Here is a 26,293-nt window from a genome sequence, read left to right on the forward strand (position 1 = left end):
TAAGTCCTTATTGATTGAGGCCGCGCACGGATGAAATAAACTGCTTCAGTTCGCTGGTCTGCGGGTTGGCGAACAGCGTTTTGCTGTCGCCCTGCTCCCAGACGCGTCCCTGATGCATAAACACGACGCGGTCGCCCACTTCGCGGGCAAAATTCATTTCATGAGTCACGAGAATCAGCGTCATGCCCTCCGCCGCCAGCTGCTCCAGCACCTTGAGCACTTCGCCCACCAGCTCCGGATCCAGCGCCGAGGTGATCTCGTCACAGAGTAAAACTTTTGGCGACATCGCCAGCGCGCGGGCAATCGCCACGCGCTGCTGCTGGCCGCCGGAGAGACTCGACGGGTAGTAATCGAGCCGGTCGCCCAATCCGACCTTTTCCAGCATCCGCTGGGCCAGTTCACGGCACTCGGCGGCGCTCTTCTTCAGCACCCGACGCGGCGCCAGCATCACGTTTTCCAGCGCCGTCATATGCGGGAACAGGTTAAAGTTCTGGAACACCATGCCGATAGAGCGGCTGATCTCACGCGCCTGCGAGTCGCGGTCGGTAATGGTCATCCCGCCGAGCTTAATGCTGCCTTCCTGATAGCCTTCCAGCCCGTTGATGCAGCGCAGCAGCGTGCTCTTGCCGGACCCGCTGCGGCCGATAATCGAGATAACTTCGCCCATATCGATATCCAGATCGACGCCCTTGAGCACGTGGTTATCGCCGTAATACTTCTGCATCTGATTAATGGTGATGAGAGGCATTGAATTTGTTCTCCAGATAACGGCTGTAGCGGGACAGCGGATAACACAGAATGAAGTAGCCCAGCGCCACCAGCGCAAAGACTTTAAACGGCTGATAGGTGACGTTGGTCAGCATGGTGCCCGCTTTGGTCAGCTCGACGAAGCCGATAATCGACGCCAGCGCCGTGCCCTTGATCACCTGCACGGCAAAGCCGACCGTCGGGGCGATGGCGATCCGCAGCGCCTGCGGCGCGACGACGCGATACAGCGTCTGGCCAAAGCTCAGCCCCAGACAGCGCGACGCTTCCCACTGCCCTTTTGGCAGGGCGCGAATGCTGCCGAACCAGATATCGAGCAAAAAGGCGCTGGTGTACAGCGTCAGCGCCAGCGAGGCCGCGGTCCACGCCGAAACGTCGATGCCGAACAGCGCCACGCCGAAAAAGGCGAGAAACAGCTGCATCAGCAGCGGCGTCCCCTGGAACAGTTCGATATAGCCGCGGATCAGGCGTTTTACCTGGCGCCCGCCGGTCATGCGCAGCAGCAGGAGCGGCAGCGTCACCAGCGCGCCGCCGAGAAACGCCACCAGCGACAGCATCACCGTCCAGCGCCCGGCCAGCAGCAGATTGCGGACAATGTCCCAATCGGTAAAGGTGGTCATCATGCCTGTACCCCCAGCCATTTACGTCCCGCCGCCAGCAGCAGCTGGCGCATCGTTATCGACAACGCTAAATAAATCCCCGTCGTCACCAGATAGACCTCAAAGCTGAGGAAGGTGCGCGACTGAATCAGGTTGGCGGCGAAGGTCAGCTCTTCATAAGAGACCTGCGACACCACCGACGAACCGAGCATGACGATGATGCACTGGCTCACCAGCGCCGGATAAATGCGCTGTAGCGCGGGCGGCAGAATGACCTGAATGAAGGTCTGCGTCCGGGTCAGCCCGAGCACGCGCCCCGCCTCCCACTGCCCTTTCGGCGTCACCTGAATACCGGCACGTACGATCTCGGTACTGTAGGCCCCGAGGTTCACCACCATCGCCAGCAGCGCGGCCTCGCCCGCCGTCATCTTCAGCCCCAGGTTCGGTAAGCCGAAGACGATAAAAAACAGCTGTACCACAAACGGCGTGTTGCGAATCAGTTCGACATACCCGCCCCATATCCGGCTGAACCACGTCGGACGCCCGCTGCGAACGGCGGCGCCGAAAATGCCAATCGTCAGGCCGCCTATCGTCGCCAGCACGGTCAGCTGAATAGTCACCCACAGCCCCGCCAGCAGCTCCGGCCAGTGCGGCCAGAGCTCAGAGAAATGAAGTTGCTCCGTCATGCCCGAACCTTAGGCGCCGAGGCTGGCAGGCAGCGGCGCTTTCAGCCACTTCTCAGACAGCCCGTTGAGGGTGCCGTCTTTCACCCCCTGCTCAATCAGCGCATCCACTTTCGCCTTCAGGGCCGGTTCATTTTTCTTCAGGCCGATAAAGCACGGCGAGTCTTTCAGCATAAAGCTCGGCACCGGGGCTTTGTCAGCGTTCTGCCGGGAGATGGCCGCCACCACCAGGTTTCCGGTAGCGACGTACTGCACCTGGCCGGAAAGATACGCCGACAGCGTGGTGTTGTTGTCTTCGTAGCGCTTAATCTGCGCCTCTTTCGGCGCCACGCTGGTCAGCACCATATCTTCCACCGCGCCGCGGGTCACGCCAACGCTTTTACCACTCAGCGCCGCCGGGTCTTTCAGCTCTGCGCCCTTCGGACCAAATACGCCGAGGAAGAACGGCGCGTAGGCGCGGCTGAAATCGATCACCTTCTCGCGCTCGGCGTTTTTACCGAGGCTGGAAATCACCAGGTCCACCTTATCGGTTTGCAGATAAGGCACGCGGTTGGCGCTGGTGACCGGCACCAGCTGCAGCTTGAGCTTCATCTGTTTGGCGAGGTAGCGCGCCATATCGATGTCGTAGCCCTGCGGCTGAAGGTCGGTCCCCACCGAGCCAAACGGCGGGAAATCCTGCGGCACCGCAATGCGGATCGTGCCGCGCTTTTCAATATCCTGGAGCTGGTCAGCCTTCGCCGCCGAGAGGTTGGTTAACAGACAAGCGGCCCCGGCCAGTGCGATCAACAGTTTCTTCATGGTGTTTACCCGTTACGTTAGCATGAAACAAAAGATTCTTTAAAGTCACTTTTGCAACTAATGTGCCAGATAAATCGCCGCGCATCGGGTGAGTCCGCCGTTTGGCTAAGCGAAGGTAAAACAAGGGAAAGTGAGGAATTAAGAGGAAATGACCGCGCGTTCCCCCATTATTTTGTCGCACCAAAATCATGCAAGGCACCACGCTGGCGCCCCATTATCGTTGTTCTAGCTCGTCCAGCTGCTGATAGAGGGTGGCAATATCGTGAATACGCGGGCGGCCTTTATCGAGAATTTCGTGCAGAAACGCGTTCGACAGTAGATTGATCAGGCTATTGACCGACGCGTAGCTATCGTAGGCCGATACGCTATCCAGCGGCGCGCAAAGCCGCCAGCGCGCCAGCGGAAACAGGCCGTGGGCCTGCGGCTCGCACATCAGCAGCGCCGGAATACCGCTGCTCTGTAGCTGCTGCAGCAGCGGGCGAATAATGCGCGGGCGGCGGCGAAACGCCATCACCACCACCAGATCGTCCGCGGTTAAATCCACCAGCTCCTCGCTTAAGCTTTGTCCCGGCTGCGGCAGCACCAGCACCTGCCCGCGCGCCTGAAGAAGCTGCTGGCGCAGATGCAGCGCCGCCGGATAAGCATTGCGCATGCCGATAATCACAATACGCCGGGCGCTTACCAGCGCCTGAATCGCCTCGGCGAACTGCTGGACATCAAGGGCGTTAACCCACTGGGTCAGGTTGGCCATCTCCTGTTTATAGTGGCGCGCCAGCAGCGTGTTGCCCTGCACCGCATCGCGATTATCGGTCAGCGGCATTCCGCTCTGGCGCAGGGTGCGCAGCTCATCGCGCATATCTTTATATTTCTCATAGCCCAGGCGCTTGAACAGACGGCTGACCGTGGCTTTCGATACCCCGCTAAGCTGCGCCAGCTCTGCGCTGTTGTAGCTAATCAGGTCATCAAAATGATCGAAAATAAAATCCGCCACCCGCTGTTCCTGCGGCGATAAAGACGGGTACTGCTCTTTTAGTCGTTCATCAAGCTGTTGCATAAGACCTCTGTAACTTTCGTTTCACCGCACTATACCGCTAACGCCTTTCATAATGCATGCCAGTTCGGCAAAAAACGCCCATCGCCAGCAGCGATTGAAACTTTGCGTTCAGACATGGAACAGCTTTTGCAACCCTCTGGCGACGATTCGGTTAATTGAGGACACCCCATGCAAAGTCATGTTGCCGCCCACGGGATGGCGGTCGCGCCCCATCATCTGGCCAGCCAGAGCGCGCTGGCGGTTCTGCGCGAAGGCGGAAGCGCGATAGAAGCGATGGTCGCCGCCGCCGCCGCCATCGCCGTGGTTTACCCGCATATGAACGGCCTCGGCGGCGATGGCTTCTGGCTTATCGTGCCGCCCGAAGGCGACCCCATCGCCATTGACGCCAGCGGCGCGGCGGGCTCGCTGGCGACGCCGCAGGCCTACGCCGGCCTGGCGCAGATCCCCCACCGGGGCCCGCAGGCGGCCCTCACCGTAGCGGGCACCGTCAGCGGCTGGGACGAAGCGCTGAAGGTTTCGCGCGAGTTAAGCGGAAGATCGCTGCCGCTGTCGCGGCTGCTGGAAGATGCCATCGGCTACGCCGCGAGCGGCATCCCGGTTACCGCCTCGCAGGCCAGCGCCACCGCCGGGAAATTCAGCGAACTGCGCGACCAGCCCGGCTTCGCCGAAACCTTTCTGGTGGACGGCCAGCCGCCGAAGGCCGGGAGCCGCTTTTTGCAGCCGGCGCTGGCGAACACTCTGCGCCGGTTAAGCGAGGAAGGATTGGACAGCTTCTATCGCGGGCCGCTGGCGGAGCATCTGGCCCGCGGTATGGAACAGTATGGACTGCCCGTGACCCTCAGCGATCTGCAGCAGCATCGCGCCCGCCGCCCGCTGCCGCTCAGGCTTGAGCATCAGCACGGGGAACTGTGGAACCTCGCGCCGCCGACCCAGGGGCTGGTTTCGCTGGCAATCCTCGGCATCACCGACCGGCTGGCGATGGCCGACGCCGACGATGCGATGACCGTCCACCGCATCGTTGAGGCGACCAAGCTGGCTTTCGGCCTGCGCGACGCGCATATCACCGATCCGCGCCACCTTGATGTCGATATCCAGAGCCTGCTGGCGGCGGCGGCGCTACAGCCGCTAGCGGATAACATCGACGACCAGCAGGCTGCCCCGTGGGGCGCGGGCAAAGGCCCTGGCGATACCGTATGGATGGGGGTTATCGATAAAAGCGGACTGGCGGTCTCCTTTATTCAAAGCCTTTATCACGAATTCGGCAGCGGCGTGGTGCTGCCGGAGAGCGGAATTGTCTGGCAGAACCGCGGGGCCTCTTTCAGCCTCGACCCGAGCCACCTGCTGGCGCTGGCGCCCGGCAAACAGCCGTTTCACACCCTCAACCCCGCCGCAGCAAGGCTGAACGATGGCCGGGTGATGGTGTACGGTTCGATGGGCGGCGACGGTCAGCCGCAAACCCAGGCCGCTATTTTCACCCGCTACGTGCTGCAAAACGCGCCGCTGCAGGAGAGCATCACCCGGCCGCGCTGGCTGCTGGGACGCACATGGGGGCAAACCTCCGACTCGCTCAAGCTCGAAGGCCGCTTCAGCGCCGAATGCGTTGCCCGCCTGCGTCAACTGGGGCATGACGTTGAAGTGCTAGCCGATTTCAGCGAAGCCATGGGCCACGCCGGGGCGATCGTTCGCCACCCCAACGGTCTGTTCGAGGGGGCCAGCGATCCGCGCAGCAACGGCTCCGCCGCCGGATATTAGGAGCTGATGATGAACACACCGCACAACGAATGGGACGCTTACCTCACGCAAATGGAACAGCTGTTGGCGCTGGAGCTGGACGATGCGCGGCGCGCAGAGCTCCGGGTGCAGTTTAGCCGCATTGCCGCCATGGCCGGGCCGCTGCTGGCCTTTCCCCTCGACGAGCGCGTCGAAATCGCCGGAGTTTATAAAGCATGAAGCTGCCTGAAATGACGATTCACGACATCCAGCGCGCGCTGGCCAGCGGCGAACTCAGCGCCAAAGAGATCGCCCGCCACACCCTGGAGAATATCGCGCGGGTTAACCCGCAGATCAACGCCTGGACCCACGTCAGCGAAAAACGCATGCTCGCTGAGGCGGAAAATATCGATACCCTGCGGCGGGAAAAAAAGCCTCTGCCCGCGCTGGCAGGCGTTCCCTATGCGGTGAAAAATCTTTTCGATGTCGCCGGACACACGACCCTTGCCGGGGCGCAGCTGCTGGGCGATCGCCCCGCCGCCGTTGCCGATAGCTGGGCGGTGCGCCAGCTGCACAGCGCGGGCGCGCTGCTCTCCGGGATGCTAAATATGGATGCCTACGCCTACGGGTTTACCACCGAAAACAGCCATTACGGGGCGACGCGTAACCCGCACGATCTCTCGCGGATCGCCGGGGGTTCCTCGGGCGGGTCGGCGGCGGCGGTGGCCGCCGGGCTGGTGCATTTTTCGCTGGGGAGCGACACCAACGGCTCCATTCGCGTCCCGGCATCGCTGTGCGGGATCTTCGGCCTCAAGCCGACCTTTGGCCGCTTATCGCGTTCCGGGAGCCATCCTTTCGTCGCCAGCCTCGACCATATCGGTCCGTTTGCCCACTGCGTCAGCGACCTTTCCGCAGTTTACGATGCCCTGCAGGGCCGCGATCCGGGCGATGGTTTTCAGGCCGACAAGGCCAGCGAGCGCACGGCGAATCTGCTGTCGCGCGGTCTCGAAGGCCTGCGCTGCGCCACGCTCGGCGGTTATTTTACGACATGGTGCGATAACGACGCCCGCGCGGCCGTCGCTCGCGTCGCCGGGTCGCTGGCGGCGCATGAGGAGCTGATCTTCCCGGAGGCGGAGCTGGCCCGCTCGGCGGCGTTTATTATCAGCGCCGCCGAGGGCGGCAACCAGTACCTGCCCGCGCTGCGTAGCCAGGCCGAACGTTTTGAGCCGAACTCACGCGAGCGCCTGCTGGCGGGCGCGATGATCCCGTCGGCCTGGTATCTTCAGGCCCAGCGCTTCCGCCGCCACGCACAGCAGGCGTTTAAAGCCCTGTTCGCCCATGCGGATGTGCTGATCGCCCCGGCCACGCCGTGCAGCGCGACGCTCATCGGCGCGCAGAACATGGAGATCAACGGCCAGCCGCTGCCGATCCGCGCCAGTATGGGGATGCTGACCCAGCCCATCTCCTTCCTTGGCCTGCCGGTGGTCACCGTGCCGCTGCGCACGGCGAGCGGGCAGCCGATCGGCCTGCAGCTGATTGCCGCGCCTTTTAATGAACAAGCCTGTCTGCGGGTCGCGCGGGCGCTGGAAGAGACGGGCGTGACCGACGCCCGCCCGGTGGAGATAGCAGCATGATGACGCAAGAGCATATTAATCGCCCGCGGATCCTCGCCGAGGTGACGGCGGCGTTTTACCGCTATGAGGAAGCGCTGGTGAGCAATAATATCGCGGTGCTGGATGAGCTGTTCTGGCACGATAAGCGCACGGTGCGGCTGGGGGCCGGGGAAAATCTCTACGGTATCGACGAAATCCGCGCCTTTCGCGCCGCCCGTCCCGCCGCCGGATTAGCGCGCGAGCTGCGGCACACCACCATCACCACCTTCGGCGAGGATTACGCGGTGTGCAGCACCGAATTCACCCGCGAAGGCAGCGAACGCATTGGCCGACAGCAGCAAACCTGGGTGCGCTTCCCCTTCGGCTGGCGCATCGTCGCCGCCCAGGTGAGTTTAATGAGTTAAGGGAATCCCCCGGGTTGCGCTGCGCTTACCCGGGCTACGGGTCCATCGCCGTCTGCGGGCCGGTAGCCCGGACAGATGCGCAGCATCGCCTCCGGGAATGTGCCAGATCTGAAATGCTCTGCGGTTTGCTTCCCCGGTGGCGCTGCGCTTACCTGGGCTACGGGTTAACTCGCGCCTGTAGGCCAGTAGCCCGGGTAAGCCGCTTGCGGCGCGACCCGGGGAACGACTTTACCCACCAAACGGATGAACCTCGCGCCAGTGGTCGGCGATCTGCTGACGGGTGCAGACCCAGACCCGGTCGTGCTGCTGCACATAATCGAGGAAACGCTGCAGCGCGCGAAAGCGGCCCGGACGCCCCAGCAGGCGGCAGTGCATACCGATGGACATCATCTTCGGCGCGCTGGCCCCCTCTTCATACAGCACATCAAAGCTGTCTTTCAGATAGGTGTAAAACTGCTCGGCGGTATTAAACCCCTGGGCGGTGGCGAAGCGCATATCGTTGGCATCGAGGGTATAAGGCACGATCAGGTGCGGCTTACGCGTCCCGTCGCCGCAGGTCACCTCGCTCCAGAACGGCAGGTCGTCGCCATAATAGTCGCTGTCGTAATCAAAACCGCCGTGCTCCACCACCAGTTGGCGAGTATTGGGGCTATCGCGCCCGGTGTACCAGCCAGTGGGCGGCTTGCCAAACAGATCGGTTAACACCTGCACCGCTTTATGAAGATGCTCCCGCTCCTGCTCAATGGACATATTCTGGTAATGGATCCAGCGCCAGCCGTGGCTGACCACGTCATAGTTCGCCGACTTAATCGCCTCGACCACCTCGGGATGACGCGCCAGCGCCATAGCAACGCCGAACACGGTCAGCGGCAGTCCCCGCTTGCTGAACTCATTATGGATGCGCCAGAAACCGGCCCGGCTGCCGTACTCATACAAGGAGTCCATCGACATATGCCGGTCAGGGTAGCTGGCGGCGCCGATAATATCGGACAGAAACTGTTCAGAACCGGCATCGCCGTGCAGCACGTGGTTTTCCGAGCCCTCTTCGTAGTTCAGCACAAACTGCACGGCGATGCGCGCGTTGTTCGGCCACCGCGCATGCGGCGGCTGTCCGCCGTAGCCGCGCAGGTCGCGCGGGTAATCGTCTGCCAAAAATGCCATCTGCCACCTCTTTCATTCAAAACGGGGTTAATGCCTGAAATTTGCCGCTCAACGCCTTGTTTTCGGGAAAAGCTAAATCGCCGTGCTTGCTGGTCGACAGGCCTAACGCCACCAGCGACTCAACCATTTTGACCGCCGCGCTGACGCCGTCGATCACCGGCACGCGCAGCTCGCGGGTCAGCTCCTGGGCCAGCGTCGCCATCCCGCCGCAGCCCAGTACGATGGCCCCGCAGCCGTCCTCTTTTAGCGCCTGAATACAGCGCGCGCGCACCTTCTCCTGCGCCACACCGCTGCCGTCCTCCAGCGCCAGCACCGGTAAATCAATGGCGTGCAGGGCTGCGCAGTGGTCATGAAAACCATACTGGTGCAGCAGATGGCGGGCGATGATCAGGGTGCGCGGCAGCGTGGTCACGATGGAGAAACGGGTGGCCACCAGCGTCGCCATATGCATCGCCGCTTCGGCAATGCCCACCACCGGCCCCTGCGCCAGCTCGCGCGCCGCCAGCAGCCCGGGGTCGCCAAAACAGGCGATCACGTGCCCGTCTACCCCCTGTTGGCGACCGGCTTTGATCTGCTCCAGTACGCCCACGGCGGCGATGGCTTCATCAAAGTGGCCCTCTATCGATGGGACGCCTTCGCGGGGGCAGACCGCCAGAATCTCGGTTCCCGGCGCGGCGACCGCCCGCGCGGCGGCGCCGATGGTTTCCGTCATTGCCAGGCTGGTGTTGGGATTGATCACTTGTATACAAACAGCGGCCATTACGGCTCCTTATAACCGGCAAACAGCCGGGCAAAATCGGGCAGGGTCACGCCAGAACGCTCAAAGCAAAGGCTGGCGACAATATGTTCAAAATGGTGGCTTAACGCATCGCTCAGCGGCTGCAGCGCCTTGTCGCGCAGCAGCTGGACAAGCCGTTCGTGATCGTCGCAGCGGCAGCCCTGACGCCACGGCGATCCCCACGCCGCGATAACTAATGAAGAGCGCTGGCTCAGGCGGGTCACCATCTCGGTGAGCACCTGATTGCCGGAGATCGCCTGCAGCTGAATATGAAACTCGGCGGAGTAGCGGATCGCCGCCGGGCCGTCATAGCGTTCATGGGCCTGCTGCTCCTGACGGATAATGGCCTCCAGCGCCGCCAGATGCGGCGGCTGACAGCGAGCCAGCACATCCGGCAGGTTGGCGACCTCCAGCAGCGCGCGGGTGCGGAAGATCTCTTGCGCCTCTTCGACCGTCGGGCTGGCGACCTGTGCACCACGTTTGGGCGTCAGGGCGACCATTTGCACAGTCGCGAGTCGTTGCAGCACCTTTCTGATCCCGGTGCGGCTTACGCCGAACACCTCCGCCAGCGCCTCCTCCGGCAGTTTGCTCCCCGGCGGCAGCTGATGCTCGACGATCGCGGTCATCAGCGCCTGATAGATGGATTCGTCTTTATCCTGCAGTTCTGGCGCGGCCTGCAGACGATGTTGGTTGCTCATTCACCACTCCGGTTTTACTTTTTGATATCGAATCGTATACATAAAATTTAATTATTGCATACAAAAATAACTACTTTGGCCTAAATCCTGCAACAGCCTCAGCAATCCATTTAAACGGGTGTTCATTTACAGGAGCAGGTTTCATGCCAAATCAACAAAATACACATCAGGTTAAGGCCGCTGATCCCCACGCTGGATACAGCCCGCGGCTTTGCAATGAGGATCTGGCGCCGACGCGCGACCAGAACTGGAGCTGGTACAACATCTTTTCTTTCTGGATGTCGGACGTGCACAGCATGGGGGGCTACGTGGTGGCGGCGAGCTTCTTTACCCTTGGTCTGGCGAGCTGGCAGGTGCTGCTGTGCCTGCTGGTGGGGATTTGCATCGTTCAGCTGTGCGCCAACCTGGTGGCGAAGCCCAGCCAGATGGCGGGGGTGCCCTACGCGGTCATTTGTCGTCAGGCGTTTGGCGTCTTTGGCGCCAATATTCCGGCGGTGATCCGCGGGCTTATCGCCTTCGCATGGTACGGCATTCAGACCTATCTCGCCGCCAACGCGCTGATGCTGGTGCTGCTGAAGTTCTGGCCCTCGCTATCAACGCTCACCGCCTCCAGCTTCCTTGGCCTGTCGCATCTGGGCTGGCTCTGCTTCGCCACCATGTGGCTGCTGCAGGCGATGGTGTTCTGGCACGGAATGAACGCCATCAAGCGCTTTATTGATATCGCTGGCCCGGCGGTCTACGTGGTGATGCTGGCGCTGGCGGGCTGGATTGTATACAAGACCGGTTTTGACGGGATCTCCTTTACCCTCGCCAGTAAGTCTCTGAGCGCCGGGGAGCAAACCTGGCAGATGATTACCGCCACCGCGCTGGTGGTCTCCTACTTCTCCGGCCCGCTGCTCAACTTTGGCGATTTCTCGCGCTACGGCAAAAGCATGGGCGAAATCCGCCGCGGCAACCGCTGGGGACTGCCGTTTAACTTCCTGCTGTTCTCCATCGTGACCGTGGTGATTGTCTCCGGAACGCAGTCGCTGTTTGGCCGCATGATCACCGACCCGATTGAGACCGTGAGCCGCGTGGGCAACGACCTGGCGGTCGCCATTGGCCTGTTGACCATGATCACCGCCACCATCGGGATTAATATCGTGGCCAACTTTGTCTCCCCGGCGTTCGATTTCTCTAACTGCTCGCCGCAGAAAATCAGCTTCCGCACCGGCGGGATGATTGCCGCCGTGGGGTCGATTCTGCTGACGCCGTGGAATCTGTTTAACTCGCCGGAGCTTATCCACTACACCCTTGATGTGCTGGGGGCGTTTATCGGCCCGCTGTTCGGCATCCTGATTGTGGATTTTTACATCATTAAGCGCGGTAAAGTTTCCGTCAACGACCTGTTTGACGACACGCCAAAAGGCCAGTACTGGTACCGCAACGGCTTTAACCCGAAAGCGATCGCCGCCCTGATACCCTCCGTCGCTATTGGCCTGGTCATCAGCTTTATTCCGGCCCTGCACGAAGTGGCCAACTTTAGCTGGTTTATTGGCGTCTTCCTGAGCGGCGCGGCCTACCGCTGGATTGCCCGCGACGAGCGCGTCGGCGCGACGGCCGGTTTCAGCGCCCTCGCCCAGAAAGAGTAACCCCGCATCCCCGCCGCGGCGTCACGTCGCGGCGGCTCTCCGCCTGCGCAAACTGGCATTAATCTTGCTCAATCAACCTATCCTTTCGCTAACCCACAGGGCAGCTATGATGTTTGACTACCATGCCGCAGTTCGCGGCGCATTTTTCGATATCGCCGCCGTTGCCGATAGCGCTGACGATATCGCCCGCCATGCGCGCTATCTGGAGGATGGCGTGCTGTTTCTTCGCGACGGACGCGTTCAGGCGCTGCTGCCATGGCAGGAGGGCGAACGGTACCTGCACCCGCAGAAGGGCTATCGCGACCTGCGCGGTAAGCTGCTGCTGCCGGGGTTTGTCGATGCCCACGTCCACTATCCGCAAACCGAGATGATTGGCGCATTTGGCGAGCAGCTGCTGGAGTGGCTCACCACCTATACCTTTCCGGTGGAGAGCCAGTTTGCCGATGCCGACTACGCCGCCGAGATCGCGCAATTTTTTGTCAACCAGCTGCTAAGCCACGGCACCACTACCGCGCTGGTTTTTTGTACGCTGCATCCGCAATCGGTCGATGCCCTGTTTAACGAAGCGCTGCGCCTGAATATGCGCCTGCTCGCCGGGAAAGTGATGATGGATCGCCACGCGCCGGACTACCTGAGCGAAAGCGCGGAGCAGAGCTACCGGCAAACCCGCGAGCTGATTGAACGCTGGCACCAGCGCGGCCGTCTCGGCTACGCCATTACGCCGCGCTTTGCGCCGACCTCGACGCCAGAGCTGCTGGCCGCGGTGCGGCAGCTGCGGGAAGAGTTTCCCGATACCTGGCTGCATACCCACCTGAGCGAAAACCTCAACGAAGTGGCGTGGGTAAAAAGCCTGTGGCCGGAGCATGAGCACTATCTCGACGTCTACCATCATTATCGGTTAACCGGCGAGCGCAGCGTGTTTGCCCACGGCATTCACCTGGCGGACGCCGAGTGGCAGTGCCTGCACGAGACCGGTTCAGCGCTGGCCTTTTGCCCGACGTCGAACCTGTTCCTCGGCAGCGGGCTGTTTCGTTTACCGGTCTGCTGGCAGAACAAGGTGCGGATGGGCATCGGTAGCGATGTTGGCGCGGGCACTACGTTCAGTATGCTGCGCACCCTCGGCGAGGCGTATAAGGTCAGCCAGCTGCAAAGCTATCGCCTGCGCGCCAGCGAAGCCTTCTACCATGCGACCCTCGGCGGCGCGCGCGCCCTGCGCCTTGATGAGAAGATTGGCAATTTCCAGCCCGGCAAAGAGGCCGATTTTGTGGTTATCGACCCGGCGGTCACGCCGCTGCAGCGCTTACGCAGCGGGCGCTGCAAAGATATCTATGAGCAGCTGTTCGTGCTGATGACCCTGGGCGATGAACGCAATATTAGCGAGACGTGGGTAAACGGCGAGCGCGTATGGGGAGATGCGGCTGCGCAGTAGTCCCTTTCCCGGAGGCGCGCAGCGCCGCCTCCGGGGGACATTTAGCTGCCGCGATAGGTGGACCAGCCGCCGGGGGCAATTAAAAACGGTAAATGATAGTGCCCGCCAGGCGCTTCGCGGATGGCGAAATCAATCTGCGCGCTCAGGTAGAGCGTCTCGCGCCCGCTGGCGGTAAACCACTCGCCGATTTCCGCGCTCAACCGGTAATGCCCCGGCGCCAGCGGCCCGGCGCCGAGTTCGCCAATACGGCCGTTCTCATCGGTGGCCCCGCGGGCAATCAGCGCGCCTTCGCGCTCCAGCACAACCTTCACGCCCTGCGCCGGTCGGCCGGTAGAGATATCCAGAATATGGGTGCTTAAGGTACTCATTCGCCAATTGCTCCTTCCAGTCTTAATAAGGTGATTTCGCGCAGCTGCGCCAACGCGTCCTGAACTTCTGCGCGCTCGCTGTTTTGCAGGCGACGCGACAGCGCCGCTAAGATTTCATCCCCGCTGCGCCCTTTCGCGCGAATCAAAAAAACCCGGCCAAATCGCGCTTCGTAGCGGGCGTTGCCCGCTTTCAGCGCCTGCGCCAGCGCAGCATCGCGCTCATCAACGCTTCCCTGCTCCTGACGCGAGAGCGCCGCGTGCGCCTGAGACCCGGCGGGCTTTTCGCCAATACGCGGATGGGCGCTTAGCGCCTCGGCCAGCTCCGCTTCGCCCCACGCCGCCATCAGCCGCTGCGCGGCGTTGAGCAAATCAGCGCGGCTGCGCCAGGGCCGGCCGGCGGCGAGCGCCGCTGCCCAACCAGGAACGGCAACGCAGGGCGCCAGCAGGGAAACGGCCTCTTCGCCGCTCAGCTGGTTAAAGTGATTCAGCGCGATCATCGGTGCTCCTTGTGGCCGCCGCCGCGGCCGGTTTCTCTTCCGGGATAATCAGATTCAGGACAATCGCCACCAGCCCGCCGCTGGTCGCCGCCGAGCCGAACAGGTTACCCACGATCGGCGGGAATTGGGTCAGAAACGCCGGGACCGCCTCAATGCCGAGACCAAAACCAAAGGCCAGGCCAACGATCAGCATATCGCGGCGGGTCAGCGGTTTCTGGGTGATAATGCGGATCCCCGCCGCCACGACGCAGCCAAACATCACCATCGTCGCGCCGCCCAGCACCGGCGCCGGGATCTGGCGCAGTATCTCGCCGAACGGCGGAAACAGGCCCAGCAGAATCAAAATCCCCCCAATGTAGCGGCCAACGTAGCGGCTGGCGACGCCGGTCATCTGAATCACGCCGTTGTTTTGCGCAAAGGTGGTATTGGGGAACGCGCACAGCATCGCCGCCACCATGCAGCTTATGCCATCGGCAAGAATGCCGCCTTTCAGCCGGGAACGGAAGGCCTCGTCATCTATCGACTGCTGAGAGATCAGGCAGTTAGCCGTCAGATCCCCCACCGCCTCAAGAATGCAGACCAGCGACACCAGCGCAATCGGCATAAAAATCGCGCTGTTAAACTGAAAACCAAACGGAAACAGCTGCGGCAAGCGGAACCAGACATCGCCGACGCCTTTAAGCTGGAACGATCCGCTCAGCGCCGCCGCCGCGCAGCCGACGGCAATCCCCACCACCACCGAAGAGAGGCGCAGCCAGCGGTTTTTCGCACAGCTCAGCAGGACGATGGTCCCCAGCGTACCCGCGCCGAGGGCGATATTGCTCATGCTGGCAAACGCTTTCGCCTGCTCGCCGCCGCACCAGTTAATGACGCTGACTTTAATCAGGCTAATGCCGATCAGCGCAATCACGCTGCCGGTAATCACCGGGGTAAAAATACGCTTCAGCGGTTCAATAAAGCGGCTGACGAGACAGGGCACCAGCGCGGCGACGAAGTTGACGCCAAACAGCATGGCCATAATATCCTGCGGCGTGCCGCCCTGCCCTTTTACCCACATACCGCCGGCAATGGCGACGCCGAGGAACGCAAAGCTGGTGCCCTGCATACAGATCATGCCCGCGCCGATTCCCCAAACGCGGTTGGATTGCAGGAAGGTACCGATGCCGGAGGCCAGCAGGGACATGCTGATTAAATAGGGCAGCCACTCCCCCAGCCCCAGCGCCGCGCCGATAATCAGCGGCGGCGTGATGATGCCCACCAGCCCGGCGAGTACGTGCTGTAAAGCGCTAAAAAATGCCGGGAGCGGCGGGATCCGCTGCTCGAGGCCGTACAGTAAGCCGCCGTTTTTTTCATCTGACATGGTCGTTTCATCCCGTTGCGAATAAGCGTGCGGGAACGGGTGCACAAAACAGGCCAAATTCGCTCACACTTGCGCAACATTTAATTTTTCCTCAATTTTACAAAGAGATAAATCATCTTCCTGGTTAACCCCTGTGCGCCTGCGCGGGCCGCCGCGGTGAAACTTTAGATTCTCGATTCCTAATATAGAAATTATTGATTCATAAAAAGGCAACAAAACCCCCATCACGCACCACGATTGTGCAACCGCACGATGGCGGGGAGGCCGAATCGGCGAAATCCGCGCCTGCGTCAAAGTGGTACGCAAATTGCTCAAGCCAATCACGACGTATGTAAAGGAGAAGCAAATGAAAGCATTAGTTATCGGCGGCGGCATCGGCGGCCTGAGCGCGGCGGTAGGGTTAAAAAATGCAGGTATCCATTGCGAAGTCTTTGAGGCGGTGAAAGAAATCAAACCGGTGGGCGCGGCCATCTCCATCTGGCCTAACGGCGTGAAGTGCATGAAGCATTTAGGTATGGGGGATATTATCGAGAGCTACGGCGGCCCGATGCATTTTCTCGCTTATAAGGATTATCTGCGCGGGGAGGACCTGACCCAGTTCAGCCTCGCTCCGCTGGTAGAGCGTACCGGCGGCCGCCCCTGTCCGGTTTCCCGCGCTGAACTGCAGCGCGAGATGCTCGACTTCTGGGGACGCGACGCCGTGCAGTTTGGTAAACGCGTCACCCGCTGCGAAGAACACGCCGACGGCGTTCGCGTCTGGTTTACCGACGGGTCGATGGCGGAGGGAGATTTTCTGATTGCCGCCGACGGTAGCCATTCCGCGCTGCGCCCGTACGTGCTCGGCTATACCCCTGAGCGCCGCTACGCGGGTTACGTTAACTGGAACGGTCTGGTGGAGATTGATGAGGCGATTGCGCCGGGCAACCAGTGGACCACTTTCGTCGGCGAGGGGAAACGGGTGTCGCTGATGCCGGTCTCCGATGGCCGGTTTTACTTTTTCTTTGATGTTCCGCTGCCGGCGGGGCTGGCCGAGGATCGCAGCACGCTACGGGCGGATCTCAGCCGCTACTTTAGCGGCTGGGCGCCGCAGGTGCAGAAGCTGATCGCCGCCCTCGATCCCCAGACCACCAACCGCATTGAAATCCATGATATTGAACCGTTTGAGCGGCTGGTTCGCGGCAAGGTGGCGCTGCTGGGCGATGCCGGGCACAGCACCACGCCGGATATCGGCCAGGGCGGCTGCGCGGCGCTGGAGGATGCGGTGGTGCTGGGGGATCTGTTCCGCGAGAGCCGCGATATCGCCGGGGTGTTGCGCCAGTACGAAGCGCAGCGCTGCGATCGGGTCCGCGACCTGGTGCTGAAGGCGCGAAAACGTTGCGACGTGACCCATGGTAAAGATATGGCGCTGACGCAAGCCTGGTATCAGGAGCTGGAAACCGAGACCGGAGAGCGGATTATCAACGGCCTGTGCGAAACCATTCAGGGCGGCCCGCTGGGGTAAAAATATTGGCATCAGCGCCCTTCCCGGCTCGCGGCGTAAACGCCTTAGCAGGGCTACCGACCCGCAGACGCGGGTGAACCCGTAGCCCGGTCAGCGCAGCGCCGCCGGGGAAGCAAACCGCAGAATATTTCAGGCCGGGGACATTCACGCAGGCGGCGAGATGCGCCTCTCCGGCTACCGGATCGCAGACGCGGGTGAACCCGCTGCCCCGGCCTGCATCTCCTCCATCACGGCGGTCAGCTTCTGGATCGCCATCTGCGCCGGGCGGGAGAGCTGGCGCGACGGCGCGGTGCACAGGGCCAGGGTGAGCGGACGCAGCAGCTTGTTGCGTAGCGGGACAAACGCCAGCTGCCCGAGCTTCACCTCTTCCAGCACGTCCAGACGGCTGAGAATCGTCACGCCGCCGCCTTTCAGCACCAGCGATTTGATCAGCCGGATATCGTTACAGCTAATACTGTTGGCCGGAGAAAAATCATAATGGCGATAAAGCATCGCGACCCGATCATGGACGATCAGCGGCGCGCCGGGAACAATATGCCGCTCCTCGCTGAGCTCCCCTGGCGACAGCATCACGGCCTGCGCCTGAGGATGATCCGGGCGCATTACCGCGCCCATCTCCAGCTCGGCAAAGGCCAGCACGCTCAGCCCCGCCTGGCCTTCAGGATCCAGAATCAGGCCGAAATCGAGATCCGCCTGCCGCACCTTCTGGCTGATGGTATGGCTATCCGCCACCTGCAGATTCAGCTCCAGCCACTGCCAGCTGGCGATAATGTCCGCCAGCGCGGCGGCAAAGCTCCCTTCCGCCAGCGCCTGCACCATGCCAAGGCTGACGCTGCCGCGCTTCAGCCCCTGCAGCTCATCAAACTTTTGCCGCGTCAGATGAAACTCCTTTTGCCAGCGCAGCAGATTGTCATACAGCAGCTCCCCGGCGGTAGTCATACGCAGCCCTTCCGGCAGGCGCTCAAACAGCGGCGTGCCGAAGGCCTCTTCCGCCTGTAAAATTTGCCGGTTTATGGCCGAAGCGGAAATATGCAGCTTTTCCGCCGCCCGCCGCAGGCTGCCGCTGCGGGCCACTTCGGCAAAATAGATAGCGAAACGTGAAAATGGGCTCATCGGCGACCTGTTCTCTTTTTTGCAACGGCTGGGTGAATTCTTGCTGATGGATGTCAACACCCTAATATGGCAACAATAAACTCACAACAATTAAACAAATGTTTTTGTGAGCAGGAAGAGAAGCCATGAACAAACCACAACCTACCCCGCCCGCCCATTGCACCTTTGAGCCCGAGGACTGGCTGCGCCTGGCGAAATGCTGGCATCCGGTCGCGCGCGCCTGCGATATCGGCCCCGCGCCGGTAAAAGCCACCCTGCTTGATGAACAGCTGGTTATCTATCGTATCAAGGGCCAGGTGGTGGTCGCTCGCGACGTCTGTCCCCACCGCGGCGTGCCGCTGACGCTCGGTTTTCACGACGAAGAAGGGATCGTCTGCCCATACCACGGCCTGCGCTTCGGCGAAGATGGCCGCTGTAACCGTATCCCGTCCAGCCCCGACCAGCCGGTACCGGCGAAGCTCAACCTCACCAGCTTTGCGGTTGAAGAACGCTATGGCCTGATCTGGACCTGCCTGGCCTTCGACCCGGAGAACCCGATGCCGCTGCCGGTGATGCCGCACTGGCACGACGACGGCTTTCAGCAAATCAATTGCCCGGCCTTTGAGGTTAACGGCTTTGCGGGCCGCCAGGTCGAGGGCTTTCTGGACGTCGCCCATTTCGCCTGGATCCACACCGAGACCTTCGCCGACCCGGATAACCAGGTGGTGCCGAACTACAATCCGCAGGAGACGGCGTTTGGTTTTATCGCCGATTACTGGAGTTCGGTCGGCAACTATCCCGCCAGCTCCGAGTTTCGCGCGCCGGAAGGCTTCCAGTGGCTGCGCCATTTCGAGATGCATCTGCCGTTTACCGCAACCCTGACGATTCATTTTCCCGGCGAGGCCCGGCTGGTGATTATGAACGCCGCCTCGCCGGTTTCCTCGCGGATCACCCGCATGTTCGCGCCCATCGCGCGTAATTTCGATCTGCACGTGCCGGTAGAGGATGTTCACGCCTTTAACCTGCGCGTCTTTGAGGAAGATCGCCTGATGGTGGAGACCCAGCGCCCGGAGAGACTGCCGCTGGATTTAACGCTCGAAGCGCATATCCCCGCCGATCGCAGCTCCATCGCCTATCGCCGCGGGCTGAAAAAAATGGGCTTCGGCGACTTTTTCCTCGTTTAAGCGGAGAGCCATTATGAGCGATGTAATAGAGGTTATCGTTGACGGTATCTGGCGCCAGGGCAGCCAGAGCCTCGCTGTCAGGCTGGTGGCGCAGAACGGCCAACCGCTCCCCGCCTGGCAGCCCGGCGCGCATATTGATGTGCATCTGCCGTGCGGCCTTATCCGCCAATATTCGCTGACCGGCCCGGACGGCCCTGACGACGGCTACCTGATCTGCGTGGCGCTGGAGAAAGCGTCACGCGGCGGCTCGCGCTATATCCATCAGCAGCTGCGCCCCGGCCAGACGCTGTTGATTTCTCCCCCGCGCAATCTGTTTCCTTTACGCACAGCGGAGCGGGTGACGCTGCTGGCGGCTGGGATCGGCATTACGCCGCTGTACGCGATGGCGCTCAGGCTTAAGGCGGAAGGCGTGCCGTTTACCCTGCACTATTACCTGAAAAACCGCGCGCAGGGGGCGTTTGTCCGCGAACTGCAGCGGCGGTTCAGCGCCGAAAGCGTGGTGATTCACTGCTCTTGCGAAGGAGACAGCGCCCGGCAACATTTAGCCGCCGCGCTGAACAATACGCATACCGGATATCCGATTTATCTCTGCGGGCCGGAGGGATTTATGACCGCCGCGCGTCGGGCCGCCATGGAACGGGGCTGGGCGGAAACGCTGATCCATAGCGAAGCCTTTCAGCCCATCGCTGCGCCAGCCGGCGCTGAGGAGGGAGAAACCTTTAGCGTGACGCTGGCGTCCTCGGGAGAGCGGTGGCCGGTGCCCCCGCATAAAACTATCGCCCAGGTGCTCCAGGAAAACGGCGTCGCCGTCCCGCTCTCCTGCGAGATGGGGATTTGCGGCGCCTGCCTGACGCCGGTTATCGAGGGGGTTGTCGACCATCGCGACACCGTACAGTCGGAGGCGGAGAAATCCGCCAGCGCGCAGCAGATCGCCCTGTGCTGCTCGCGCAGCCGATCGGCGAATCTGTGCATTGATTTATAGACCGGCGCCGCTAGCGGGCGAAAACCCGCGCCTCGCCCACCACCTCAATGCGTACCGCCGCCCCCGGCCGCCATAACGGCTGGCTGACGGTTTTGACGATCAGCGGCTCGCTCCGGCCGGGCATCGTCAGGGTTAACGTCGAGAGATGGCCGCTAAAGTCCACATCGCGTACGGTAAGCTGCGGGTCATCCGCCCGGCAGGGGGAAATAACCAGCTGCTCGGGGCGCAGCATCACCCTTCCCTTGCCGACGGCCTGCGGATTGTCAGTTAAGAGTTCGCCTATCGCGCAGCGCGCGCGGCCGCCGCGCAGCTCGGCGGGCAGCACCAGCGCATCGCCGAGAAAAAGCGCGGTCTCTTCATCAACCGGATGACTGTAGACCTCATACGGCGTACCAACCTGGGCAAAACGCCCCTGACGCATCACCGCGACCTGGCTGGCAAAGGAGAGCGCTTCATTCTGATCGTGGGTGACCAGAATCGACGCGACGCCGGCCTGCGCCAGTAAATCGGCGGTGGCTTTACGCGTGGCCGCGCGCAGTCCGGTATCGAGGGCGGAAAAAGGTTCATCCAGCAGCATCAGCGCGGGCCGCTGCGCCAGCGCGCGCGCCAGGGCCACGCGCTGCTGCTGACCGCCGGAAATTTCGTGCGGCCAGTGGTTCGCCAGCTGGCTGTCCAGCGAGACCCTCTCCATCAGCGCCGCTACCTGCTGGGATTTCTCCTGGCGACTGCCATCGAGCCCCCAGGCGATATTGTCCGCGACGTTCAGATGGGGGAACAGCGCGCCCTCCTGCGGCACGTAGCCCACCCCGCGCAGGTGGGCGGGAATAAATGTCCCCTGCGCAAACAGCGTGCGCCCCTGCATGACAATCCGCCCGCTATCCGGCGTTTCGAAACCCGCGAGGATCCGCAGCAGCGTGGTTTTACCGGAGCCGGAGGGGCCAACGATCGCCGTACGGCTGCCTGCGGCCACCGTCAGATTGAGGTTTTCGAGCACCCGCGTACCGGCAAAAGATTTTGAGATTGAGGAGAGTTCGAGCATTTACAGGCCTGCGATTTTTTTCGACTGAATATAGAGAATGCCGGTCAGCGGCAGCGAAAGCAGAATCATCAGCATCGCGTAAGGGGCGGCGGCGACATAATCAATTTCGCTGGTCAGCGCCCAGAAGCCGGTTGACAGCGTGCGGGTGCCGAGCGGCGAGAGCAGCAGCGTGGCGGTCAATTCATTGGTGATGCCGAGAAACACCAGCGCCGCCCCCGCCGCCGCGCCCGGCGCCGCCAGCCGCATGGTGACGCTCCACAGCGCCCGGCCGGGGCTGCGGCCTAAACTGCGGGCGACGTTTTCCAGCTCGACGGGGGCCTGCGCGATCCCGGCCCGCAGGTTGACCAGCGCCCGGGGCATAAACATCAGCAGCCAGGCGAGCAGCAGCGTGACCTCGGTCTGATAGATGGGACGCGCATAGTGAATGGTGACCGTCACCAGCGCCAGCGCTGTTACGATGCCGGGCAGCGAGCTGGTCATGTAGTTACACCCCTCCAGCAGACGAAAAAAACGCTGCGGATAGCGAACGCCCAGCCAGGCGATGGGAATTGCGCAGGCGGTGGTGAGGAGCGCGCCCACCGCGCCGAGCAGCAGCGTTTGCCGCAGGGAGAGCCACAGGTCGGCGCTCATCCAGTTTTCCACGCCGCCCAGCCAGAGCCAACGGCAAAGCACCATCAGCGGAACGCCCAACGCCAGCATCACCAGCGTCAGCAGCGCGAGCTGAAGAGGGATCGCCGACAGCCGGCCCAGCGGCTGCCGCTGCTGTTCGCGCGCGGCGCCCGAACCGATGCGGGCATAGCGCGCCTTCCCCCTCGACGCCCCTTCCAGCAGCAAAATGGCCAGGCAGCAAAGCGCCAGCACCCCGCCCAGCATGTTCGCCGCCGGGCCGCTGAAGGTTGACTGGAACTGGTCATAGATGGCGGTGGTAAAGGTATCGAAACGGACCATCGCGAACAGGCCGAACTCCGCCAGCAGATGCAGCGCCACCAGCAGCGCGCCGCCGCATATCGCCAGCCTGAGCTGCGGCAAAACCACGCGGAAAAAGATCCGCCACGGCGGCGTACCCAATGAGGCGGCAACATCTTCCAGCGTCGGGTCCAGCCGCCGCAGAACGGCGGCAACCGGCATATAGATAAACGGGTAATAGGCCAGCAGCGAAAGAAACACCCCGGCAGACAGGCCGTGCATTGCCGGCACCGCGCTGACCCAGGCGTAGCTTTGCACAAAGGCCGGGATCGCCAGCGGCGCAACCGCCAGCACAGACCAGAGCCGCCGCCCCGCCAGCAGCGTGCGCTCCGTCAGCCAGGCCAGGCCAACGCCCAGCGCAATGCACAGCGGTACCGTCAGCGCGATAAGCCACAGGGTGTTGCTCAACAGCTCAGCGACGCGCGGACGAAAGACCAGCGCCCGGATTGTCTCCCAGCCGGTATCGACCCCCACGGCAATAACAAAACCCGGCGGCAAGAGCGCCAGCAGAGAAAACAGAACGGCTAACGCGATCATCGGAAAAGCAGGACGCCTGCGCTCGGGCAGGCGTTGGGCTTTTTTTCCGAGCGCGAAACTCAGAGAAGACATAGCGTATTCACTTTAACGGACGATTACAGCAGGCCAGCCTGGGTCATCAAATCAACCACTTTTTTGCTGTTCAGCGAAGATGGCTCAACCTTCGGCGCCTCTAGCGCCTGCAGCGGCGTCAGCTTCGGGTTGGACGCGGCGTTGACGCCAACGGCGTATTCAAAGGCGTTATTGGTGCGCAGCTCATCCTGCCCCTGCTTGCCGGTGATCCACTTGATAAAGGCCTGAGCCTGTTGCTGATGTTTGCTGGAGGCCAGAACGCCGCCGCCGGAAATGCTGACAAAGGCGCCAGGATCCTGGTTTTTAAAGTAGTGGAGGCGGGTATTTTTGCTGTTCTCGCCGGTTTTCGCCTGATCGACAAAGCGGTAGTAATGATAGATAACGCCGCCATCAATCTGACCGGCATTCACCGCTTTCATCACCGTGCTGTTGCCCTTGTAGGCCACAAAATTGGTTTTCATCGCTTTAAGCCATGCCAGGGTGGCCTGCTCGCCTTTCAGCGCCAGCATCGCGCTGACGATGGCCTGGAAATCCGCGCCGGATGGCGAAGCGGCCCAGCGCCCTTTCCACTGCGGTTGCGCCAGATCCATCAGCGACTTCGGCAGCTGCGCTTCGCTGATTTTCGCCGGATTGTAGACGAATACGGTGCTGCGGGCGGCAATGCCTATCCAGCGGCCGTGCTCAGGGCGGTACTGCGGGGCGACCTGCTGAAGGGTCTCGGCCGCCAGAGGCGCAAATAGCTTCGCGTTATCCACCAGCACCATCGCCGGGGAGTTTTCCGTCAGAAAGACGTCCGCCGGGGACGCCGTCCCCTCCTGCACCAGCTGATTCCCCAGCTCGCTATCGCCGCCGTTACGCAGCGTCACTTTAATGCCGGTCTCTTTGGTAAAACCGTCAACCCATGACTTAACCAGGTTTTCATGCTGCGCGTTGTAGACCACAATCCCGTCGCTGCTGGCCGCCGCCAGCGCCTGCGGAGCAATAAACGCGGAAGAAGCCATCAATGCAGCGGAGCAATAAGACACCAGACGAAAACGCATACGCTAATCCTTAATAGAGGTGGGCAAAGGGTAACTGGCAGCCGGTCGGCAGGGATTAAATCACAGAGGAATGTGAATGATAATGCAAACAATTACCATCTAATGAAAAAAGAGAAATATACTGCGCGCGGGCGGCACCAGGCGGGGAAAATGCTATAAAAAAATAACCGCCGCGATGAACATTAAAATAACCTTAAGACAGCTTAATTTTATTTTACACTGCCTTCAAAATCCCACTGCGGGCGGGCTTTGGCCACTGCGTTAGCGAAAACTCCACTGCACGCTCACCACAAAGACGGCGGGAAGAATAATTCCGCTTTCCACGCCGAAATAATCGGTAAAGTTGTACTGAAATCCATGGTAAATATAGGGAGAAAAGCCTATACCGGTCGCATCTTTAAAATCCTTGTAAGAACCATGGTCGCCGCAGTGCTCAAAGGCCGAGAAGAAAAACTCGCCAACGTAGCCATAAATTCCCTTAAATACCCAGCCGTTGCCCAGCGAGGCCCAGTCGCGGCGTACCCCGAGCGCGATGCAGCGATCGTCAAAGCTGTTTTTCCTCGTTCCGGCCAGCAGGCTGTACGGAGAATCTTCGGAGAACTTGCGTTCAACGGAGGCAAACTGGTTGTCAAAACCTTCGGTGTACTGCCCGTGGTTATTCGACAGGTGGTATATCCAGGAGCCGGTATTAACCGAATAAAGGTTGATTTCATCCGCCCGTAGGGCCGTCGACGACATCAACAGCGCGGCGGCAGCCACCGCAGGCTTGATCATTTTTCTGCGCATCAACATCATCCCCTGGTTCAGGCGTCGGCCCGGCTGGATAATAAGAGTATAGAAACCGCCGATTGGCTCTGCCGGAGAAATGCGCGATTTTCTGCAAAGAGATATTTTAATGAAATTCTGGCGGGTTAATTTTAGTAATACAGCGTATTTATTCCGGTCTTCATTGTCTGATGAACAAGAATAAAATGGGGTATTTAATTAATTTTCAGGACAGTAGTTGATCGTTAATAATAAAATACCTGGCGTCTGACCAGGTATTTATGAGGTGGATTTAGCGCTGACAAATTTTTATCAACAGTTCCGCCATCCAGCGGTGGCTTCTCTCCTGGCCCGCCGTTTCATGCCACGAGAGATAGCAGGTGCGGCTGTCCATTTCTAAAGGCAGCGGCAGCAGCTGCAGCCCAAACTGCTCTTCAAACTCTTGCGCCAGCCACTCCGGCGCGATAGCCACCATATTGGTTTGCGACACAACGCTCAACACGCTGACCATCGCGTTACCATGAAAAGCGACGCACGCCTGCTGCTCTTCAGAACTGTACCAGGGGGAGCTGAAGGAGGCGTAGCGATCCAGCGCGACGGTAGCGTGCTGCTCGCGATAAATATCCTCCTCACTCAGCGGCGATGCGATACGCGGATGGTTGCGCCTGGCGACCAGTACCATTTTGTCGTTGAACAGCGGGATGCTGGTAAACTCCGGATGATTGAATTTGTTGTAGTCGAGAACAAATTCCACCTCCTGATAGCGCAGCTGATTTGTCACCTGCTGACTTAGCGAAGATTTAAAGGACAGACTGACCCTGGGAGCAATCTCGCTGATTTTGTTAAAAATAAGCGGCGTCAGGTAGTTATCCAGCGGGCTACAGACGCAAAGGGTGTAGAGACGTTCGCAGTCCAGCGGGTCGAAAAGCGTGTCCGGCAGCTCATTTTGCACCAGCGACAGCGCGCGTCGAACCGAGCTAAAGAGTTGAAAGGCGCGCTCTGTCGGTTTAATGCCGCGGCCGTTACGGACAAACAGTTCATCTTTAAACAGCACCTTCAGGCGAGAGACCGCGCTGCTGACCGCAGGCTGAGACATACCCAGCGTTTGCGCCGCTTTGGTTAGGCTTTGTTCCTGCATGACGGTATCAAAAATAGTCAGCAGGTTGAGGTCGACTTTGCGCAATACCGGCTGCAGGACTTTCGGTTCAGAGGTTGGTTTAGATGTTGTATTTTCACTCATGTAGGGAACTCCACCAGCACATTAATCAGCGATTCTGCTGCGTAACACTGAGACCTTTCGCCAAAGGAAAAAAATAGGCAGATAAATCACCATCGGCCCCAGCAGCCATGTGTTATCGGTTTCCAGCAGCACGCTCAAATGTATGAAACTTATTATCAAAATGGTAAACAGCAGAAGAATATGAAACGTATTATGTTTTCTGGAGAAAACGGCATAGCGGTAAAGCATTCATTTTTCCTTCGTTCACTCCTTGAACAGCGGAGAATACCATATAAAAAGTGATGAAATTTCTGAAAAATACGCGACTTAATCCTAATAAGTAAATTC

25 protein-coding genes and 1 pseudogene are annotated in these 26,293 nt (G+C 60.8%); 9 read left to right on the forward strand and 17 right to left on the reverse strand.

Going from position 1 to position 26,293, the window contains the following annotated elements; genetic code table 11:
* Positions 1-7 precede the first annotated feature (7 nt).
* The 5 genes from GUC22_RS16690 to hpxU all read right to left on the reverse strand — a co-directional run bounded on the left by GUC22_RS16690 (position 8) and on the right by hpxU (position 3,899).
* Positions 8-748, reverse strand: a complete 741-nt coding sequence (locus tag GUC22_RS16690; RefSeq protein WP_004131222.1) for an amino acid ABC transporter ATP-binding protein — start codon at positions 746-748, stop codon at positions 8-10.
* Positions 729-1,385, reverse strand: a complete 657-nt coding sequence (locus GUC22_RS16695; protein ID WP_064411193.1) for an amino acid ABC transporter permease — start codon at positions 1,383-1,385, stop codon at positions 729-731. The genes GUC22_RS16690 and GUC22_RS16695 overlap by 20 nt, the downstream gene beginning before the upstream one ends.
* Positions 1,385-2,050 (reverse strand): amino acid ABC transporter permease, encoded by a 666-nt coding sequence (locus GUC22_RS16700; RefSeq protein ID WP_004871413.1) that lies wholly within the window; start codon positions 2,048-2,050, stop codon positions 1,385-1,387. The genes GUC22_RS16695 and GUC22_RS16700 overlap by 1 nt, the downstream gene beginning before the upstream one ends.
* A 9-nt stretch (positions 2,051-2,059) precedes the next feature.
* Positions 2,060-2,845 carry a transporter substrate-binding domain-containing protein gene (locus GUC22_RS16705; protein ID WP_004871415.1) on the reverse strand — a complete coding sequence of 262 codons (786 nt, stop codon included), beginning with the start codon at positions 2,843-2,845 and terminating at the stop codon, positions 2,060-2,062.
* A 214-nt stretch (positions 2,846-3,059) separates the two neighbouring features.
* Entirely contained in the window at positions 3,060-3,899 is an 840-nt protein-coding gene (gene hpxU, locus GUC22_RS16710) for a MurR/RpiR family transcriptional regulator HpxU (protein WP_004849708.1), read from the reverse strand.
* A gap of 168 nt (positions 3,900-4,067) precedes the next feature.
* On the opposite strand from hpxU, the gene hpxW reads away from it, so the two are divergent.
* From hpxW to hpxZ, 4 genes are read left to right on the forward strand one after another with little or no spacing between them, the layout of a single operon-like run.
* Positions 4,068-5,651, forward strand: coding sequence for an oxamate amidohydrolase (gene hpxW / locus GUC22_RS16715; protein WP_148854978.1), 1,584 nt, complete (start codon positions 4,068-4,070; stop codon positions 5,649-5,651).
* A 9-nt stretch (positions 5,652-5,660) separates the two neighbouring features.
* The gene (gene hpxX, locus GUC22_RS16720) at positions 5,661-5,849 is read left to right on the forward strand and encodes an oxalurate catabolism protein HpxX (RefSeq protein ID WP_004871419.1); all 189 of its coding nucleotides are present in this window, start codon (positions 5,661-5,663) and stop codon (positions 5,847-5,849) included.
* Positions 5,846-7,243 (forward strand): AtzE family amidohydrolase, encoded by a 1,398-nt coding sequence (locus GUC22_RS16725; RefSeq protein WP_160183647.1) that lies wholly within the window; start codon positions 5,846-5,848, stop codon positions 7,241-7,243. Before hpxX ends, GUC22_RS16725 begins: the two co-directional genes overlap by 4 nt.
* The gene (gene hpxZ / locus GUC22_RS16730) at positions 7,240-7,626 is read left to right on the forward strand and encodes an oxalurate catabolism protein HpxZ (RefSeq protein WP_112070286.1); all 387 of its coding nucleotides are present in this window, start codon (positions 7,240-7,242) and stop codon (positions 7,624-7,626) included. The genes GUC22_RS16725 and hpxZ overlap by 4 nt, the downstream gene beginning before the upstream one ends.
* A gap of 228 nt (positions 7,627-7,854) precedes the next feature.
* On the opposite strand, the gene puuE is transcribed toward hpxZ, so the two are convergent.
* The 3 genes and pseudogenes from puuE to GUC22_RS16745 form a co-directional block, all read right to left on the reverse strand.
* The gene (gene puuE / locus GUC22_RS16735; protein ID WP_049130229.1) at positions 7,855-8,787 is read right to left on the reverse strand and encodes an allantoinase PuuE; all 933 of its coding nucleotides are present in this window, start codon (positions 8,785-8,787) and stop codon (positions 7,855-7,857) included.
* Positions 8,788-8,827: 40 nt separating this feature from the next.
* Positions 8,828-9,547: pseudogene (hpxA, locus tag GUC22_RS16740) on the reverse strand (allantoin racemase); the annotation flags it as partial.
* The gene (locus GUC22_RS16745; RefSeq protein WP_004871433.1) at positions 9,547-10,263 is read right to left on the reverse strand and encodes a GntR family transcriptional regulator; all 717 of its coding nucleotides are present in this window, start codon (positions 10,261-10,263) and stop codon (positions 9,547-9,549) included. The gene GUC22_RS16745 and the pseudogene hpxA, both read right to left, overlap by 1 nt.
* A 143-nt stretch (positions 10,264-10,406) precedes the next feature.
* Here GUC22_RS16745 and GUC22_RS16750 point away from each other — a divergent pair, with 143 nt between their 5' ends.
* Complete coding sequence (locus GUC22_RS16750; RefSeq protein WP_004871435.1) at positions 10,407-11,894, forward strand: NCS1 family nucleobase:cation symporter-1; 1,488 nt, start codon at positions 10,407-10,409, stop codon at positions 11,892-11,894.
* Between the two features lie 109 nt (positions 11,895-12,003).
* On the forward strand, positions 12,004-13,323 hold the full coding sequence (gene guaD, locus GUC22_RS16755; RefSeq protein WP_064342440.1) for a guanine deaminase: 1,320 nt from the start codon (positions 12,004-12,006) through the stop codon (positions 13,321-13,323).
* Between the two features lie 41 nt (positions 13,324-13,364).
* Here the strand turns inward: guaD and uraH are convergent, their stop codons facing one another.
* The 3 genes from uraH to GUC22_RS16770 are packed head-to-tail and all read right to left on the reverse strand — an operon-like array spanning position 13,365 to position 15,548.
* The gene (uraH, locus tag GUC22_RS16760) at positions 13,365-13,691 is read right to left on the reverse strand and encodes a hydroxyisourate hydrolase (protein ID WP_160183648.1); all 327 of its coding nucleotides are present in this window, start codon (positions 13,689-13,691) and stop codon (positions 13,365-13,367) included.
* Positions 13,688-14,188, reverse strand: coding sequence for a 2-oxo-4-hydroxy-4-carboxy-5-ureidoimidazoline decarboxylase (gene uraD, locus GUC22_RS16765; RefSeq protein ID WP_024359601.1), 501 nt, complete (start codon positions 14,186-14,188; stop codon positions 13,688-13,690). Before uraD ends, uraH begins: the two co-directional genes overlap by 4 nt.
* Positions 14,166-15,548: a nucleobase:cation symporter-2 family protein gene (locus tag GUC22_RS16770; RefSeq protein ID WP_160183649.1), complete on the reverse strand. Its 1,383-nt coding sequence runs from the start codon at positions 15,546-15,548 to the stop codon at positions 14,166-14,168. Before GUC22_RS16770 ends, uraD begins: the two co-directional genes overlap by 23 nt.
* A 346-nt stretch (positions 15,549-15,894) precedes the next feature.
* Between GUC22_RS16770 and hpxO the strand changes: the two genes are divergently transcribed.
* Positions 15,895-17,049 carry an FAD-dependent urate hydroxylase HpxO gene (gene hpxO, locus GUC22_RS16775; protein WP_004871444.1) on the forward strand — a complete coding sequence of 385 codons (1,155 nt, stop codon included), beginning with the start codon at positions 15,895-15,897 and terminating at the stop codon, positions 17,047-17,049.
* Positions 17,050-17,223: 174 nt separating this feature from the next.
* On the opposite strand, the gene hpxR is transcribed toward hpxO, so the two are convergent.
* On the reverse strand, positions 17,224-18,162 hold the full coding sequence (gene hpxR / locus GUC22_RS16780) for a LysR family hpxDE operon transcriptional regulator HpxR (RefSeq protein WP_024359603.1): 939 nt from the start codon (positions 18,160-18,162) through the stop codon (positions 17,224-17,226).
* 125 nt (positions 18,163-18,287) lie between these two features.
* Here hpxR and hpxD point away from each other — a divergent pair, with 125 nt between their 5' ends.
* Together hpxD and GUC22_RS16790 are read left to right on the forward strand one after the other, a co-directional pair.
* Positions 18,288-19,325 (forward strand): molybdenum cofactor-independent xanthine hydroxylase subunit HpxD, encoded by a 1,038-nt coding sequence (hpxD, locus tag GUC22_RS16785; RefSeq protein ID WP_004871446.1) that lies wholly within the window; start codon positions 18,288-18,290, stop codon positions 19,323-19,325.
* A gap of 13 nt (positions 19,326-19,338) precedes the next feature.
* The gene (locus GUC22_RS16790; RefSeq protein ID WP_160183650.1) at positions 19,339-20,307 is read left to right on the forward strand and encodes a PDR/VanB family oxidoreductase; all 969 of its coding nucleotides are present in this window, start codon (positions 19,339-19,341) and stop codon (positions 20,305-20,307) included.
* Positions 20,308-20,317: 10 nt separating this feature from the next.
* On the opposite strand, the gene GUC22_RS16795 is transcribed toward GUC22_RS16790, so the two are convergent.
* From GUC22_RS16795 to leuO, 5 genes are all read right to left on the reverse strand, one after another.
* On the reverse strand, positions 20,318-21,346 hold the full coding sequence (locus GUC22_RS16795) for an ABC transporter ATP-binding protein (protein ID WP_098363032.1): 1,029 nt from the start codon (positions 21,344-21,346) through the stop codon (positions 20,318-20,320).
* Positions 21,347-22,921: an ABC transporter permease gene (locus GUC22_RS16800; protein ID WP_170960569.1), complete on the reverse strand. Its 1,575-nt coding sequence runs from the start codon at positions 22,919-22,921 to the stop codon at positions 21,347-21,349.
* Between the two features lie 23 nt (positions 22,922-22,944).
* Positions 22,945-23,961 carry an iron ABC transporter substrate-binding protein gene (locus GUC22_RS16805; protein ID WP_049130214.1) on the reverse strand — a complete coding sequence of 339 codons (1,017 nt, stop codon included), beginning with the start codon at positions 23,959-23,961 and terminating at the stop codon, positions 22,945-22,947.
* 261 nt (positions 23,962-24,222) lie between these two features.
* Entirely contained in the window at positions 24,223-24,735 is a 513-nt protein-coding gene (locus GUC22_RS16810) for a hypothetical protein (RefSeq protein ID WP_160183891.1), read from the reverse strand.
* A 283-nt stretch (positions 24,736-25,018) separates the two neighbouring features.
* Positions 25,019-25,966, reverse strand: coding sequence for a transcriptional regulator LeuO (leuO, locus tag GUC22_RS16815; protein ID WP_024359609.1), 948 nt, complete (start codon positions 25,964-25,966; stop codon positions 25,019-25,021).
* Positions 25,967-26,293 lie beyond the last annotated feature (327 nt).

Source organism: Klebsiella sp. MPUS7 (assembly GCF_009905335.1).
Lineage (GTDB): Bacteria > Pseudomonadota > Gammaproteobacteria > Enterobacterales > Enterobacteriaceae > Klebsiella > Klebsiella grimontii.

What these genes read in the sequence shown, in the direction of transcription:
- GUC22_RS16690 (WP_004131222.1), bottom strand. Translation starts at nt 748, where the DNA reads ATGCCTCTCATCACCATTAATCAGATGCAGAAGTATTACGGCGATAAC.
- GUC22_RS16695 (WP_064411193.1), bottom strand. Translation starts at nt 1,385, where the DNA reads ATGACCACCTTTACCGATTGGGACATTGTCCGCAATCTGCTGCTGGCC.
- GUC22_RS16700 (WP_004871413.1), bottom strand. Translation starts at nt 2,050, where the DNA reads ATGACGGAGCAACTTCATTTCTCTGAGCTCTGGCCGCACTGGCCGGAG.
- GUC22_RS16705 (WP_004871415.1), bottom strand. Translation starts at nt 2,845, where the DNA reads ATGAAGAAACTGTTGATCGCACTGGCCGGGGCCGCTTGTCTGTTAACC.
- hpxU (WP_004849708.1), bottom strand. Translation starts at nt 3,899, where the DNA reads ATGCAACAGCTTGATGAACGACTAAAAGAGCAGTACCCGTCTTTATCG.
- hpxW (WP_148854978.1), top strand. Translation starts at nt 4,068, where the DNA reads ATGCAAAGTCATGTTGCCGCCCACGGGATGGCGGTCGCGCCCCATCAT.
- hpxX (WP_004871419.1), top strand. Translation starts at nt 5,661, where the DNA reads ATGAACACACCGCACAACGAATGGGACGCTTACCTCACGCAAATGGAA.
- GUC22_RS16725 (WP_160183647.1), top strand. Translation starts at nt 5,846, where the DNA reads ATGAAGCTGCCTGAAATGACGATTCACGACATCCAGCGCGCGCTGGCC.
- hpxZ (WP_112070286.1), top strand. Translation starts at nt 7,240, where the DNA reads ATGATGACGCAAGAGCATATTAATCGCCCGCGGATCCTCGCCGAGGTG.
- puuE (WP_049130229.1), bottom strand. Translation starts at nt 8,787, where the DNA reads ATGGCATTTTTGGCAGACGATTACCCGCGCGACCTGCGCGGCTACGGC.
- GUC22_RS16745 (WP_004871433.1), bottom strand. Translation starts at nt 10,263, where the DNA reads ATGAGCAACCAACATCGTCTGCAGGCCGCGCCAGAACTGCAGGATAAA.
- GUC22_RS16750 (WP_004871435.1), top strand. Translation starts at nt 10,407, where the DNA reads ATGCCAAATCAACAAAATACACATCAGGTTAAGGCCGCTGATCCCCAC.
- guaD (WP_064342440.1), top strand. Translation starts at nt 12,004, where the DNA reads ATGTTTGACTACCATGCCGCAGTTCGCGGCGCATTTTTCGATATCGCC.
- uraH (WP_160183648.1), bottom strand. Translation starts at nt 13,691, where the DNA reads ATGAGTACCTTAAGCACCCATATTCTGGATATCTCTACCGGCCGACCG.
- uraD (WP_024359601.1), bottom strand. Translation starts at nt 14,188, where the DNA reads ATGATCGCGCTGAATCACTTTAACCAGCTGAGCGGCGAAGAGGCCGTT.
- GUC22_RS16770 (WP_160183649.1), bottom strand. Translation starts at nt 15,548, where the DNA reads ATGTCAGATGAAAAAAACGGCGGCTTACTGTACGGCCTCGAGCAGCGG.
- hpxO (WP_004871444.1), top strand. Translation starts at nt 15,895, where the DNA reads ATGAAAGCATTAGTTATCGGCGGCGGCATCGGCGGCCTGAGCGCGGCG.
- hpxR (WP_024359603.1), bottom strand. Translation starts at nt 18,162, where the DNA reads ATGAGCCCATTTTCACGTTTCGCTATCTATTTTGCCGAAGTGGCCCGC.
- hpxD (WP_004871446.1), top strand. Translation starts at nt 18,288, where the DNA reads ATGAACAAACCACAACCTACCCCGCCCGCCCATTGCACCTTTGAGCCC.
- GUC22_RS16790 (WP_160183650.1), top strand. Translation starts at nt 19,339, where the DNA reads ATGAGCGATGTAATAGAGGTTATCGTTGACGGTATCTGGCGCCAGGGC.
- GUC22_RS16795 (WP_098363032.1), bottom strand. Translation starts at nt 21,346, where the DNA reads ATGCTCGAACTCTCCTCAATCTCAAAATCTTTTGCCGGTACGCGGGTG.
- GUC22_RS16800 (WP_170960569.1), bottom strand. Translation starts at nt 22,921, where the DNA reads ATGTCTTCTCTGAGTTTCGCGCTCGGAAAAAAAGCCCAACGCCTGCCC.
- GUC22_RS16805 (WP_049130214.1), bottom strand. Translation starts at nt 23,961, where the DNA reads ATGCGTTTTCGTCTGGTGTCTTATTGCTCCGCTGCATTGATGGCTTCT.
- GUC22_RS16810 (WP_160183891.1), bottom strand. Translation starts at nt 24,735, where the DNA reads ATGATCAAGCCTGCGGTGGCTGCCGCCGCGCTGTTGATGTCGTCGACG.
- leuO (WP_024359609.1), bottom strand. Translation starts at nt 25,966, where the DNA reads ATGAGTGAAAATACAACATCTAAACCAACCTCTGAACCGAAAGTCCTG.